Below are 14,153 nucleotides of genomic sequence, written 5' to 3' on the forward strand. Positions count from 1 at the left end.
TCGTCGAAATCGACGCATGAATCTCGTGGCGGCGCTCTCCGCCGAATCGAGCATGCTCTGTGTCGTCGGGGCGGGCGGGAAGAAATCGACGCTGTACGCGCTGGCAAACCGTCTCGACCGAGCAGTCGTGACGGCGACTGTTCGAATCCCTATTTTTGACGAGCACGTTGCCGATGTGCTCGTCACCGATTCACCACGAAAGGCACTCGAATCCATTTCGGAGTGGCCCGTCGGACTCGTACCGGAACAGGAGCGACCAGACCGCTATCGAGGGTACGACCCGGAAACGGTTGCATCGCTCGAAGGCTGTGATGCCGCCTCGATTCTCGTGAAAGCCGACGGTGCCCGCACTCGACTGCTGAAGGCCCCGAACGACCGGGAACCACAGCTACCGAGAAATACGGATGTCGTCGTTCCGATTGCGAGTGCTCGCGCGGTCGGGAAACCACTCACCGAAGAGTTCGTCCATCGGCCCGAGCGAGTAGCAGAGATAACCGACCGACGAATCGGAGAAGAAATCCGCGCGTCCGACGTGGCCGCTGTGCTGGCGAGCGAACGTGGCGGGATGAAGGACGTTCCCAGCGGTGCGACTGTGATTCCCGTCGTGAACATGGTGGACGACGACGGATTGGAGAAAATCGGGAAAGAAATCGCAGAGCAGGTGCTATCGGAGGCGGACATTTCTCGCGTCGTTCTCACGCAGATGACGGCACAGAACTCGGTCGTCGCCGTCGTGGAGTAGCCGAGTCACTGTCAGTAGGGCGGACAGACGACACGAACGACGAGCAAAAGATTCGTGAAGCGATGTGTCGTACTCTCGCGGCTCGCTCCACGGCGAACGTCAGCGCATGGCGTCGATGGCCGCGGTTTCCGTTATAAAACTCAGGGTCGAAACCGCTGGACTGCGGCTTCGAACTCCGCTTTCGTGTTGACGTTTTCGAACGACTCCAGCGATCCGTATTTTTGCAACTCCTCTTCCTCGACGACGACGTAGTCCAGTTCGAACAGCGGTTCGACGATTTTTCGCTTCTCTTCTCCGAGCGCAGTGTCACAGGCTTCGACCATCGGATTAGGTTCGTACACTGCGTGAGTCGTCTGAAACCAGCCGTCTCCGAGTCGCGGAACCGCGGCCTCGTGGCCTTCGGCTCTCTCAAAAAGGTAGTTCACGAGTTCCGAATCGACAAAGGGCATGTCGCAGGCGACGACGAAGGCGTATTCGTCGTCGCAGGCCGCGAGTCCGGTTCGAATGCCTGCCATCGGCCCTTGGTCGGGGTCGGAGTCGATGGCGAATTTCGTGGGGTTCGGGTAGTCGCACACTGCCTCTTCGATGGCATCGCGCTGGTCTTCTCGGCAGTTGATAACGAGTTCGTCTACGACGCCCCCGATTCGGTCGGCAACCCGTCTGAGCATCGGAACGCCAGCGAGGTCGGCGACTGCTTTGTCTTGCTCACCGAATCGGGTCGAACGACCGCCCGCGAGAATGACTCCTGCTGGCATCGTCCGGCGCTACGACGTGCGTCGATAAGTGCCTGTGGCTACCATGGCCGCGAGTGTTTTTGCCGCCCAGTTCCTCGATTCTATACGAATGGCGTTCGCCGACAAACTGCTCCGTATCGACCTTTCCGCCCGGACTGTCGAGAGCGAGCAAATTCCCGAATCGTGGTTGCGACGATTCGTCGGTGGAAAGGGACTCTCGGCCCGGTATCTCTACGACGAACTCGCCCCCGGAACAGACCCGCTGGCTTCCGAAAACGCCCTGCTATTCATGTGCGGCCCGCTGACCGGGAAAACACCCGGCGAGTCGCGGTTTTCGGTCGTCACTAAATCCCCTCTCACTGGCACCTTTCTCGATTCGTACATTGGAGGCACGTTTCCGGAATCGCTCGCGGGTGCACTCTCGAACCATCTCGGAATGCTGGTCACTGGTTCCGCATCTGCTCCCGTCACGATTCGAATCGCGGACGGTGACGCAACGATAGAATCCGCGGGCGAACTGTGGGGAAAAACGGTTCCCAAAACGTGTTCGCACTTCGATTCGCCGACTTCCTGCATCGGCCCTGCTGGCGAACGACTCGTCCGATATGCGACCATCGCGTCCGACGGCGGTGACCACCACGCGGCCCGTGGCGGTTCAGGCGCAGTAATGGGGTCGAAAAACCTCAAGGCAGTCGTGGCCGAGAAGTCGGAATCCGGCGAGGAAACGGACGAAAGTGAAGACGACGACCGATACCGTTCAACCGACATCGGGAAATGGCAGGCAGCGAGCGAAACGGTCGAAACGATAGATTTCGCAAACGAGGTCGGCGTCCTGCCGACGAAAGGGTGGCAGGAGAGTTCCTTCGAGGGTGCGGACGAACTCGGAATCGAGGCGGTTCGGAAGTCGGCAGTTGGACGCGAACACCCGGAAGAAGACGTTTCCGGCGGCTTCCGGATCGAGAGCGAGGAAGGCGAAACGGTTCCGCGCGGCGCGACCAGCATCTCTCTCGGTGCAGGACTGGGCATCGACGATTTCGATGCGGTCGCCGTTCTCGGCGCTCTCTGCGACATCCTCGGCCTCGACCTCATCAGCGCGGGCAACACGGTGGCGTGGACGATGCGCGCCGCGGAGGAAGGGTTGCTGGAACGAGACATCGAGTTCGGTGACGACGAGTCCGCGCGCGCACTGTTGGAAGAAATCGTACACCGCTCGTCGCCGCTCGGCGACACTCTCGCGAATGGAATCGACGCGGCGACGAACCGATACGGCGGCGAAGAACTCATTCCGACCGTGAAGGGAATGGACTTGCCGACCTACGACCCGCGGCGTTCGCCGTCGATGGCGCTTGCCTACGCGACCAGCGACCGCGGCGCGTGCCATCGACGGGCGCGTCCGGTTCTCGAAGAAGTGTTCGCCACCGAGGAGTGGAGCGATGACCGCCGCGCAGAGGCGGTCATCGCGGAGCAGAATCTCCGGTCGTTCCTCTGGTGTCTGGTCGTGGACGACTTCGCGGGCGAAGCACTGTGGAAGAGCGGTGTGGAGTCGGAAGACGGTGGAAACGAATGGCTCCGCGAAATCGGATTTGAGCATTCCCGCGACGAACTCCTGCGAATCGGCGAGCGCGTGTGGACGATGACGCGGTTGTTCAACGTCAGAGAGGGGTTTTCGCGTGCAGAAGACTCGCTTCCTGTGGCGCTCCAGCAACCGCTTCGTGGCGACGAGCGCGACGGCGAACGACTCGTTTTCGAGTCGTTCGCCCGCCTGTTGTCGGCCTACTACGAGAAGCGTGACTGGGACGAACAGGGCCGTCCGACCGACTCACTGCTTTCCCGACTCGGACTGGACGATGTGGTTGACCAGCAGACGCCGACTGGCGACGATTAATCGTCGCCAGTCGTCTTCTCGCCGGGTCGTCCCTCGACTTCTCCCGTCGGCGGTTCGACCGGCAGTGGCTCTTCGTCCGGGTTCGGCCCGAGTGGTTGGATTCTGACGCTCGTCACCTTGTATTCCGGAATGTACGAGGTCGGGTCTAGTTCGTGCTGAGTGAGTTCGTTGATGGCTCCGTGCGCGAAGTGCATCGGGATGAAGACGACGCCGGGGTCAGAGGTTTCCTCGACGTTCGCTTTCGTCACAATGTCGCCGCGGCGGGAGGTGACGCGGACGTATTCGTTGTCCGTCACGCCCAGTTGGTCGGCCATCTCGGGGTGAATCGTGACGAAACTCTCGGGGACGTGATCCATCAGCACGTTCACCCGGCGGGTCATGGTTCCGGTGTGCCAGTGGTAGAGTACGCGCCCGGAGGTGAGCATCAGCGGATACTCCTCGTCCGGGAGTTCCACTGGCCCCGCGTAGTCGGCAGGAACGAATCGGGCTTTGCCGTCGTCGAAGTTGAACTCCTCTTCGTAGAGGTACGGCGTTCCGGGGTCGGATTCGTCCTCGCAGGGCCACTGGAGTCCCTCCGGCGTCGATTCGAGGCGGTCGTAGGTCACGCCGCCGTAAATCGGCACGAGGTCGTTGATTTCGGCCATCACGTCGGCTGGCCCATCGTAGTCCCAGTCGAAGCCAAATCGCCCGGCGAGGTCGGCGAGGATTTCCAAGTCTGGCTTCGCTTTTCCGGGCGACGAAACGGCGGGTCGAACGCGCTGAATTCGACGCTCCGTATTCGTGAACGTCCCGTGCTTCTCGGCGGCGGAAGCGGCGGGAAGTACCACGTCTGCGAACTCGGCGGTTTCCGTGAGGAAGATGTCCTGTACGGCGAGGAAATCCAACTTCTCGATTGCTTTCTCCGCCCCGCGAATGTCGGGTTCGGAGAGAACGGGATTTTCGCCCATGATGAACATGCCCTTGATGTGGCCTTCTTCCATCGCGTCGTACTGCTCTGGTAATCTGAGGCCGGTTTCGTCCGGCGGGCGAACGCCCCACGATTCCTCGAACTTGTCCAGAATTGCGTCGTCGGTGAGGTCCTGATACCCCGGTAGGGTGTGCGGTGCTGGCCCCATGTCGCCGCCACCGCCCTGCACGTTGTTCTGGCCGCGGAAGGGCGACAGCCCTGCCCGCGGTTTACCGAGGTTCCCCGTCACGAGCGCGAGATTTGCGACTGCGAGGACGTTTCTCGTCCCGTGGGCGTGTTGGGTCATCCCCATCGCCCAGCCGAAAATACAGGTGTCGGCTTTCGCAATCGTCTCTGCGGCGTAGGTCAGTTCCTCCGCCGAAACGCCCGTGAGTTCCTCGACCTTCTCGGGCGTGAACGGTTCGACTTTCTCCTTCAACTGGTCGAAGTGCTTGGTCTTCTCCTCGATGAACTCCTCGTCGTGCAGGTCGTTTTCGATGATGTGGTGAATCATCCCGTTCAGCCACGCGATGTCTTCACCGGGTTTAGTGCGAGAGTACTGGGTCGCGTGTTCTGCGAGGCCGATTTTGCGCGGGTCGAACACGAATAGGTCGGCACCGTCGCGCACGTTCTGCTTGATTCGCGTTGCCAACACGGGGTGGCTCTCCGTCGTGTTCGACCCCGTGATGAGGTAACAGTCGGTCTTCCCGATGTCCTCGTTGATTCGGTTCGTCATCGCGCCGTAGCCGACGGTCTGTTGCAAGCCGACTACCGTCGAGGAGTGACAGAGTCGGGCGCAGTTATCAACGTGCTTCGTGTGAAGCACCTGCCGAGCGAACTTCTGGGCGAGGAAGTTCTCCTCGTTCGTACATTTCGAGGAGGAGGTGACCGCAATCGCGTCGTCGCCGTTCTCCTCGCGGATTCGGGAGAGTTCCTCGTGAATCCTGTCTAAAGCCTCGTCCCACGTCGCTTCGCGGAACTCGTCTCCGTCCCGAATCAGCGGCGTTTTCAGCCGATTCGGACTGTTGACGAAGTCGTAGCCGAACTTCCCTTTCACGCAGGTGGAAAAGTCGTTTGCGGGCGTGGCGTCCTCGTCTGCAGGTCGAACGCCGAGCACTTCGCCGTCTTTCCCGTACAGGTCGAACCGACACCCGACGGCGCAGTAGTTACAGGTCGTCTCGGCTTTCGTCACGCCGGAAAGGCGGGCGTCGCTCACGACGCCCGCCACGTCGAACATTCTCCCGACGTTCATGGTGCTCGCCGCGGTTTCCTCGGCGACGTGTTCGAACTCGGCTAACGCCTCGTCTGTTATCCGTTTCGTGGTATCTCTGGCTTTCGCTTTCGCCTTCGCCATGAATCGCGCGACGCCGGATTTCTCCTCGATTTCCCGCTCGCCCGGAACGTTCCGGTTCGGCGCGTCGGACGTGTCTGCGGTTTCCGCGTGTTCGCTCTCGATGGCCTTCCCAATCGAATTTTTCTGGGTGAAGCCCGGAATCGGAAGCGTAGCGGAGTCCTTCAATCCCTGCTCGACTAAGGAACCTGTCGGACACACCGTCGCGCAGTGGCCACAGGAAACGCAGGTCGATTCGCGCATGGTTTCGGCGTCACTTTGAAAGCCGATTCTCGTGTCGGCCCCCTGCCCCTCGATTCGCAAAACGCCCTCTACCTGCACGTCGTTGCAGGCTTCCACACAGCGATTACAGAGGATGCATTTGTTCCGGTCGATTTGGATGGCCGAGGAAGTGTCGTCTATCGGTTCGTACTCGTCGCGGTCTTCCAGCACGCCGTACCGCGGTTCCTCCACGTCGTTGTCGATGGATGCGTCTTGCAGTTCACAGCGACCGTTCTGCCCGCAGGTGGTACATCGAAGGTTGTGGTTCGACAGCACCAAATCGAGGTTCACGTCCCGCGCTTCCGATGCGGATTCGGCGTCAGTTCGAATCGAGAGGCCGTCCTCCGCCGGAAAACTACAGGACGGAACCAGTCCGTGTTCGTCAGTTTCGACCATGCAGGTTCGACACTCGGAGCGCGGGCCGATGTTGTCTCCCTGCTCCGTGTCGCGGTCGTAGTAGCAGAGTGCCGGAACGTACTCCTTAGTCTCCACCGCTTCCATGGCGTCGATGAGGGTCGAACCCGGCGGGACGGCGACGGGATGGCCGTCCACCGTGACGTGGTTCATTCTCTCGCCGTCTGCACCAACTTCGGGGTCGTTCGCAGTCCCCGTCACAAAATCCTCCGTCAGCGGCGTACTCGGTCTCGGGTCGTCGATTTCCGGCACGCCGGGTTCTGGCGACGACGGAGCAGTGTCTTCGATTCCTGATTGCTCTTCTGAACTCATGATTGTACCTCCTCACACGCACCGCTCGGACAGCGCCCGTCGGCGTGTGCGTGAAACTCCGGTTCGAATTCGTCCATCGCGGTCGTGACGGGGCGGGACGCCGACTGGCCGAAATAACAGATGCTCGATTCGCGCATCGTCCGGGCGAGTTCGCGGAGCGAATCGTCCGCGAACTCGCCCGAATACACGTCACGGAGCATTCCGACCAACTGCTTCGACCCCTCTCGACAGGGCACACAGCGTCCGCAATTTTCCTCCTCCGCGAATCTGGCCCGCGTCCCCGCCGTCGCAACCGCACACCGTGACTGGTTCAGCAGTTCGACCACGCCGTCGGTGCCGAGGCGTGCGCTCGCCAGCGCGGGCGCACTCGGCGAGTGGTCGAGCGACCGAGTGAGACCGCCGAACTGCCCCCCGACGCAGGCCATCTTGAATCCGCCATCCACAGAAACCGCATTTCGGCAGTCAGAGAGCGACCCACCCGTGGGCAGTTCGATTGTCGCGGGTTGTGCCACGTCGCCTGTTACGGTGACCAATCGAGTTCCGGGGTCTGCGTCGTCGGCGTCGAACTCATCTGGGAACAGCAACGCGCGGCGAACCTGTGCGAAGGTTCTGGGAGTGTGAACCACGGTCGGTCGCCCGTACAGTCCGTGTTTCGCCGGACTCGGGGGGCGCAATCGCGCTTCCAGTCGGTCGTTTCCTTCTAACGCCTCCAACGCCATCGTGGGTTCCGACGCGATGTACTGGTCTGGCGACCCGAAAACCTGTATGGAAACATTCTCGCCAGCATCGGTTTCTCGAAATGCGCGGACTGTCTCCCGAACTCGCTGTTGGGCTTCGACCGCCGATTTCGGACAGTAGATGACGACATCCTCCGCGCCGACAACGTGCGCGACTGCTGTCGCGCCGTCGAGCACGGAAATCGGGTCGCTTTCCAGCAGGAGTTGGTCGGTTCGATTTCGGTCGTCGGTTTCGCCCGCGTTGACGACGACTACGGGGTCGCCGTCGGTTTCCCGAGCGACGGTCCACTCCTCCGCAATCGGTTCGTCCATCCGCGCATCACCGCGTCCTCGCCCGAGGAGGCCGAACTGCGTGATTTGCGAGAGCACATCGTCGCAGTCCGCGAGCGCGTCCTCGGCAACGAGTGTTTCGTCGTCCCGCATGTTTGCGGGGTCGGTCCAGCCACAGCGTGCGAGTACGTTTCTGTGACCGACCGAAAGTGGGCCATCGTCCGGTATCGGCAGTTCGGTCTGTTCGCCTTCGTGCGAGACGACGGCGTGGGCGCCGTCGTTTGGAAGGTTCCCAGATTCCAGTTCCGAGACGAGCGTTCGAACTCGTTTCGGGGTGCAGTTCGAGTGAAAAACCGTCGTTTCGCCGTCCGTCACCGAAACGAGCGGTTCCAGTGCTTCGATTCCGGTCGGGCCGACTTCCACGACTGAAACCGTGTCGGCTTCGTCGCGTGCGCTGTCTAAAACGACGGCAGCGCGCTCCCACCCAACCCCGCCAGAGACGCGAAGAACCGGAGCGTCAGAAACGGATTCTACAGCAGTTCCCATCCTCTAGAACTGGCACAGCGACGCGATAAAAGGTTGTGACCAAAGTTCTGATACGTGCCTCAGAACGGCGGTTCGAGGCCCGCTTCGGTTCGTGTTCGCCGGGCGAACACGAACGCAAACGCGAGCAGTGCCACCACGAACACGAGTCCGAGTGCGAGCTGTCGTTTTCCCATCGCTCACCCGGTCTTGTACACACCGCGGGCTTCCGCGATGTGTTCGTCGTCTTCGTCGTAGACGCTCACATCGACGGTTCCCACGTCGCTTCCGTTTCGCACCACATCGGCCTCGGCGTAGAGGTCGCCCGTCCCCGCGCTCAGGTAGTCGATTCGCATGTCGATGGTCGGAACCGGTTGGTCGTTGAGCGAGACGAGCGCCGCACCGCCGACGGTGTCCGCGAGGGTGAACGTGACGCCGCCGTGGGCCATCTGCTGGTCTTGGTTCCACGACAGTTCGTCGCGCATCTCGATTTTTCCTTCGGCGTGGCCGTCCTCGGCCTCGGTTACTTTGACCCCCAGCAGGTCGGCGAAGGGCATCCCTTCGAAGAACGCTTCGATGTCCATACCTCGACTGCACGTGGGCAGTAATTAAATGTACATGCCGTGACCCTCTCGTATGCACGTCTCTGACGACGACGGAATCCGGACGGTGACGTTCGACCGACCCGAAGTACGAAACGCGTTCACACCCGAGGCCGCGGGCGAACTCGCCGAAATTCTGGCCGAAAGCGACCCGAAATCCATCGACGTGGTCGTGCTGACCGGCGAAGGCAAGGCGTTCAGCGCGGGCGGCGACATCGAATCCATGGCCGAGCGCGAGGAGAACGTCCGGGAGGCCTACGAGCGCGTCCGGGACACGCTCTCGCGGGTCGTCCACGAAGTCCTCTCTGCTCCCGTACCGGTCGTCGCAAAGGTTAACGGCGACGCGGTCGGTGCGGGAATGGCACTCGTCACCGCGGCGGATTTCGCCTACGCTTCGGAATCTGCTCGATTCGCGGCCTCGTTCATCAACGTCGGCCTCATTCCGGACATGGGTGGCACCTTCCTCCTCCCCCGACTCGTCGGTCTTCGTAAAGCGAAAGAACTCGCATTCACGGGCGAACTGATTTTGGCTGCGGAAGCCGACGAATTGGACGTGGTGAACGAAGTCGTGCCGGACGAACAACTCGACGCGCGGGTTGCCGAACTGACCGACACGCTGTCGAAACAGCCAACTCACACAATCGCACTCGGAAAACAAGCCCTCCACGAGAATTTGGGCAAGGATTGGCGCGAGGCGCTGGACTACGAGACGATGGTACAGTCCCAAGCCTACGACATGCCTGCGCACAAAGAGGGCGTTTCCGCGTTTTTGGAAGGAAGAAAGCCCGAGTTCGAGTGACGCGATTCGATTAGAACCGAATCGCTGTCCACTGAAACGAGGACTTTCAGCGCATTTGTTGAAAACTATATTTCAATTTCCGCCGACAACACTGTTCTGTATCGGCCTCATAAACTCTATCTCGCTCTATAGAATTGGAAGGATATCTCATTCATGTTCCGGAGAGATGGACGTGAATCACTCGGTTACAATCTGTCTCGCCACAGACTGCACATTCATCGTTTTCGTCCGTGTCGTGCGCTTCGGCGAGTGCGGCGGCACCGTTCGTATCCAAGTCCGCAGTTGCCAGCACCACGCGTTCGCCAGCGTGGCCTAATTCGTACTTTCCTTCAGTTTCTCGCACGAATCGCTCGCGGAGTTCCGAGAACGCGAGTGGTTCGTCGGCCACCGCGAGTTCACGGAGAATTGCGATACGGTGTTCGCTTGCGAGCGTTCCGAGCGCATCGACCGCCGATTCAGCGACTTCGTCGTCCAACCCGGGCGACTCCGTGGGGTACATAATTTGTCGTCCAGCAGTCTCCGTGACATACTTTTGGGAAGTATTCAAAAATAATACAAAAACAAGTTTCGCGGAAACGATATATTTCTCTCGCTCGGCAGTCGAGACATGGCAGGCGCAGATATCGAATTTCGATTCGAATCGCTCGAAGACGAAGAACTGTTCGTTCGGGAGTACCTTCCGGATGCGTGGAATCGCTTCGAAGCGAGCGAATTCTGGGAACGGGGCTGGTTCTGGGCGTATCGGCAGTTCGCAGAGTACGACTCGGGTCCGGACTGCGGACTAGCGCGAATCGTTTTCGAGGGCGACCCAGACGCGGTGGTCGAAAGCGAAGAATCCTACTGGAACCGATTCGACGGACTCGAATCGTGGCGACTCCGTCGATACGAGGAAACAGAGGAAGGCTACAGCAGTCTGCTCGAACAACAGAAGGACGTAAAAGGGGAAGTCGGCGGTGAATGGGAATACCGTCTGAAGCCACTCGCGGCGCAGTTCGCAGTTTCGTACTTCCGCGAGTTCGACGATCCACTTCCCATCATCGGCGAAGCATCCGACGACAATCTCGCCGGAGTCGGTTTCTGGGCGATGTACCACTACGCCATGATTCAGTGCGGATTCGACTGGTACGACGAAACCGAGGCCTGTCTGAAAGGAATGCAAAACCGGTTGGAATCGTTGGCCAGTTACGAAGGGGCGGACGCCGCCCGCGAGGAGTACGACCGCCTGCTCGCCGAGTGGGAAACCTATCGAGAGGAATTGGAAACGTGGTTTGACGAACATCCGACGGGGGAAGCGTCGGAACCCTGATTTTTGATCACCGACCGACCATTCGAAGTAGAATCGCCGTCTCGTATCGATAAATCGTGATATTTCGGCGGAAATCCCACCGAGTCACTTAACGGAATGGAACCCCAGTGTATGAAATACGAAATCCGATGTCCCCAGATTTCATCACGACCACCGCAATGGTGCTGGCGTTGGGATTCGGCGTCGCGTTCACGTACTTCGGGTACGCGTTCGTGACACAACTGACATCTCTCGTCGGCGCACTCGGCGGTGCCCTCCTCGGAAGTGCTCTGGCACGAGGTGTCGTCGCGCCCACGGTCGGCGTCGCGTCACCAAACCTTCTACTCGTGTCGCTGGTTGGTGCAATCGTCGGTAGTATTATCGGTAGTAGCATCGCCCGCTCCACGCAGCGGTTGGCTATCGTCGCGCTCTGTTTCGCCCTCTCCTCGTCGGTTGCTTACTCGATGTTCGGCAATCCCAACTTCCTCGACCCGGTGTCCGTGCCGTCGTTCGGCTCCGGTTTGCTTGACCCGTTTCTCGCGTCGATTATCGTCGGCGGAGTCATCGGCGTGCTCGTCTGGCAGTTCTATCTGCCGTTTTTGGCCGCCGTCACGAGTTTGCTGGGCGCGAGCATCCTCCAGCAGTTCGTGCGCCACTGGAGCGACTTGCTTCCGGTCTTCCACTCGGACGTGTGGACGACGCTCGGAACGAACCACGTTCTCTGGTTGCTTCTCGTCGGAACCGGAGTCGTTTACCAGTATCGTCGCTACCGGAGACGGAAATCGAGCAGACGTCGGTTGCGACGGATTCACCGACGCCTGAGCTAATTTCGGTCGGACGAATAACCAGTACTGTCGGTAGCCAGTACAGCTAACTATCTCGTCGTTCGCAGTTGAACACATGATTGACGTAAATTTCGTCGGATGGAACATCGCACCGACAACTCTACTCTTTCATCTCGTCTGATGGTCGCTGCTCCTGAATCGGTGGTCAACGACGTTTTCAGTCGCGTAGACTACACGGCGTTTCTGTTGCAACTCGGCGTTTTCGCCGTGACGTTCACGGTCACCTACGGTCTTGGGCGTCTCGTCGCGGTGCCAATCGGTCGGCGTCTCCTCCGAAGTCAGCGCGTCACGCCGACGGTCAGGAAGCCCATGTTACGGTTCATCCGCGTTTCGACCGTCATCGTCGCCTTCTTCGTGGGACTGTTTTTCGCTAGGTTGGAGACGCTACTGTCGGTGATGGGTGGGTTCGCGGCCGCACTCACCCTCGCCGTCGGGTTCGCTTCGCGGGACATCGTCGGCAACCTCGTTGGCGGTGTGTTCATCATCAGCGACCCGAAGTTCAACATCGGTGATTGGATAGAGTGGGAGGAAAACGAGGGAATCATCGAGGACATTAGCTTTCGAGCGACCCGCGTTCGAACGTTCACAAACGAACTCATCACGGTGCCGAACTCCGTCCTCGCCAATAGCGTCGTCGTGAACCACGCCATCAAGGACGCACTTCGAATCGACTACTCGTTCAGCGTCGAATACAGCGGGGATATCGACGACATGCGTCGCGTTCTCCTCGAAGAAGCGGAGAGAAATCCGGAGATTCTCGCCGACCCGAAACCGGAGGTCATCGTGGACGACCTGACCGCGGCCGGAATCGGACTCACATCGCGCTTCTGGATTGCCAATCCAAGTCGTCAGCGGTATCTCGCTGTTCGGTCCGAATATTTCCAAGCCGTCAAAGAGCGGTTCGAGCGCGAAGGCTTCGAGATGTCTCCCGAGTTCCTCGAACTAACCGGAGAACTCGACGTTCCGAACTCGGCTGAACCCAACGAGTAACGAATCGACCGTGGTGAAAAAACGACCTGAAATGGTTTGACCGAGACAATTTACTCGACATCCTCGAACGCTTTCAACACCACCTTGCTCAATGCCGGATGGATGTGAATCGTGTCGGTCACGTCGGAGACGGTTCCCGACCCGCTCGCCAACGCCAGCAGAACTTCGTGAATCAGCGTCGAGGCTTCCGGGCCGATGATGTGACAGCCGAGAATTTCGCCGTCTTCGGGGTCGGCGAGCACTTTGACGAATCCGTGTTCCTCATTCAGGGCTTTGCCCATCACCGTGTCCCGATAGGCGCAATTTCCGACGACGTACTCCCGATTTGATTCGTCGAGTTCCTGCTCGGTCTTTCCGGTTCCCGCGACCTGCGGCGACGTGAAGATGGCGTGCCCCATGCTCGAATAATCGATGGCCTCGCGTTCGCCGTCGAGCGCGTTCCGCTCGACGTACTTCGCCTCTTGATCTGCGGCGTGTTTCAACTGGTAATTCCCCGCGATGTCGCCCTGTGCCCAGACGTTTTCGGCGGTCGTCTCCAAATACTCGTTCGTTTTTACGAATCCGCGGTCGTCGGTGTCGATTCCTGCCTCTTCGACATCGAGGAGGTCGGTGTTCGGCCGTCGTCCCGCCGCGACGAGCAGAGTATCACCGGAAACGGTAATTTCGTCCCCGTCTTCTGATTCCGCCGTGACAGTCACCTGTTTCCCGTCCTGTGAAACCGCCGTCGCTTCGTGGCCGGTGTGGACATCGTGGCGACCGCGAGCGATTTCGGTGAACGTCTCCGCGACTTCGCGGTCTTCGTTCGACAGGAGCAGGTCGTCCCGCCCGATGATGGTCACCGCGGTTCCCATCATCTCGTAGAAGTAGCCCAGTTCCGCGGCGATGTAGCCACCGCCGATGATAACGAGGTGTTCCGGTTGCGAGTCCAGTCGGAGCGCGTCTTTGCTCGTGAGATAATCCACGTCGTCCAGTCCCTCGATTGGCGGAATGACTGGTCGCGACCCGCCAGCGACGACGACTTTCTCACCGCTGACGCGCTCGCCGTCCTCTCCGACCTCTAGCGTTCGGTCGTCCACGAACCGGGCTTCCTCCCGATAGAGCGTGATATTCTCGTTTTCGCGGTCGGTTTGTTCCATTCGCTCCGATTTTCCATCGACGGTTTCCGTCACTTCGCGCACGATGTTCCGGAAGTCGATTCCGGTCACCTCGGCGTCGATGCCGAACTCGCTGGCCCGTCTTACCGTTTCTACCACGTCGGCACGATGAATCAGCGTTTTTGACGGATTGCATCCGCGATTGACACAAGTGCCGCCGATTGGCCCGCGTTCGATGAGTGCCACGTCCAGCCCTCGTTCCGCGCCCGCCAATGCCACTTTGTTTCCGGTTCCCCCACCGATGACGACGATGTCGAACTTCGTCATTGTCGATTACCCACGTCAGGTACGACAGGAACCGACA

General features: G+C 59.9%; 12 protein-coding genes. 6 read left to right on the forward strand and 6 right to left on the reverse strand.

The annotated features are described in order from the left end of the window. Positions 1-16 precede the first annotated feature (16 nt). Entirely contained in the window at positions 17-742 is a 726-nt protein-coding gene (gene yqeC, locus BW974_RS06335; RefSeq protein ID WP_076429020.1) for a selenium cofactor biosynthesis protein YqeC, read from the forward strand. Between the two features lie 140 nt (positions 743-882). Here yqeC and mobA read toward each other — a convergent pair whose 3' ends face one another. Then, entirely contained in the window at positions 883-1,497 is a 615-nt protein-coding gene (gene mobA / locus BW974_RS06340) for a molybdenum cofactor guanylyltransferase (RefSeq protein WP_076429022.1), read from the reverse strand. A gap of 88 nt (positions 1,498-1,585) precedes the next feature. Here mobA and BW974_RS06345 point away from each other — a divergent pair, with 88 nt between their 5' ends. Continuing rightward, the gene (locus tag BW974_RS06345) at positions 1,586-3,361 is read left to right on the forward strand and encodes an aldehyde ferredoxin oxidoreductase family protein (protein WP_076429024.1); all 1,776 of its coding nucleotides are present in this window, start codon (positions 1,586-1,588) and stop codon (positions 3,359-3,361) included. Here BW974_RS06345 and fdhF read toward each other — a convergent pair. From fdhF to BW974_RS06360, 3 genes are all read right to left on the reverse strand, one after another. Then, on the reverse strand, positions 3,358-6,645 hold the full coding sequence (gene fdhF, locus BW974_RS06350; RefSeq protein WP_076429026.1) for a formate dehydrogenase subunit alpha: 3,288 nt from the start codon (positions 6,643-6,645) through the stop codon (positions 3,358-3,360). The genes BW974_RS06345 and fdhF overlap by 4 nt on opposite strands. Beyond that, on the reverse strand, positions 6,642-8,198 hold the full coding sequence (locus BW974_RS06355) for an NADH-ubiquinone oxidoreductase-F iron-sulfur binding region domain-containing protein (RefSeq protein ID WP_076429028.1): 1,557 nt from the start codon (positions 8,196-8,198) through the stop codon (positions 6,642-6,644). The genes fdhF and BW974_RS06355 overlap by 4 nt, the downstream gene beginning before the upstream one ends. Positions 8,199-8,374: 176 nt before the next feature. Continuing rightward, positions 8,375-8,758, reverse strand: a complete 384-nt coding sequence (locus BW974_RS06360) for a PaaI family thioesterase (protein WP_076429030.1) — start codon at positions 8,756-8,758, stop codon at positions 8,375-8,377. A gap of 52 nt (positions 8,759-8,810) precedes the next feature. Here BW974_RS06360 and BW974_RS06365 point away from each other — a divergent pair, with 52 nt between their 5' ends. Further along, positions 8,811-9,575 (forward strand): enoyl-CoA hydratase/isomerase family protein, encoded by a 765-nt coding sequence (locus BW974_RS06365; RefSeq protein ID WP_076429032.1) that lies wholly within the window; start codon positions 8,811-8,813, stop codon positions 9,573-9,575. A gap of 151 nt (positions 9,576-9,726) precedes the next feature. Here the strand turns inward: BW974_RS06365 and BW974_RS06370 are convergent, their stop codons facing one another. After that, positions 9,727-10,074, reverse strand: a complete 348-nt coding sequence (locus BW974_RS06370; RefSeq protein WP_076429034.1) for a hypothetical protein — start codon at positions 10,072-10,074, stop codon at positions 9,727-9,729. A 108-nt stretch (positions 10,075-10,182) separates the two neighbouring features. Between BW974_RS06370 and BW974_RS06375 the strand changes: the two genes are divergently transcribed. From BW974_RS06375 to BW974_RS06385, 3 genes are all read left to right on the forward strand, one after another. Beyond that, positions 10,183-10,881, forward strand: a complete 699-nt coding sequence (locus BW974_RS06375) for a hypothetical protein (protein WP_076429036.1) — start codon at positions 10,183-10,185, stop codon at positions 10,879-10,881. Positions 10,882-11,009: 128 nt separating this feature from the next. Next, positions 11,010-11,687, forward strand: coding sequence for a hypothetical protein (locus BW974_RS06380; RefSeq protein ID WP_076429039.1), 678 nt, complete (start codon positions 11,010-11,012; stop codon positions 11,685-11,687). Between the two features lie 138 nt (positions 11,688-11,825). After that, on the forward strand, positions 11,826-12,695 hold the full coding sequence (locus BW974_RS06385; protein ID WP_076429041.1) for a mechanosensitive ion channel family protein: 870 nt from the start codon (positions 11,826-11,828) through the stop codon (positions 12,693-12,695). Positions 12,696-12,745: 50 nt separating this feature from the next. Here the strand turns inward: BW974_RS06385 and BW974_RS06390 are convergent, their stop codons facing one another. Beyond that, positions 12,746-14,116, reverse strand: a complete 1,371-nt coding sequence (locus BW974_RS06390; RefSeq protein WP_076429043.1) for a dihydrolipoyl dehydrogenase family protein — start codon at positions 14,114-14,116, stop codon at positions 12,746-12,748. Positions 14,117-14,153 lie beyond the last annotated feature (37 nt).

The organism is Haladaptatus litoreus (genome assembly GCF_900156425.1).
Taxonomy (GTDB): domain Archaea; phylum Halobacteriota; class Halobacteria; order Halobacteriales; family Haladaptataceae; genus Haladaptatus; species Haladaptatus litoreus.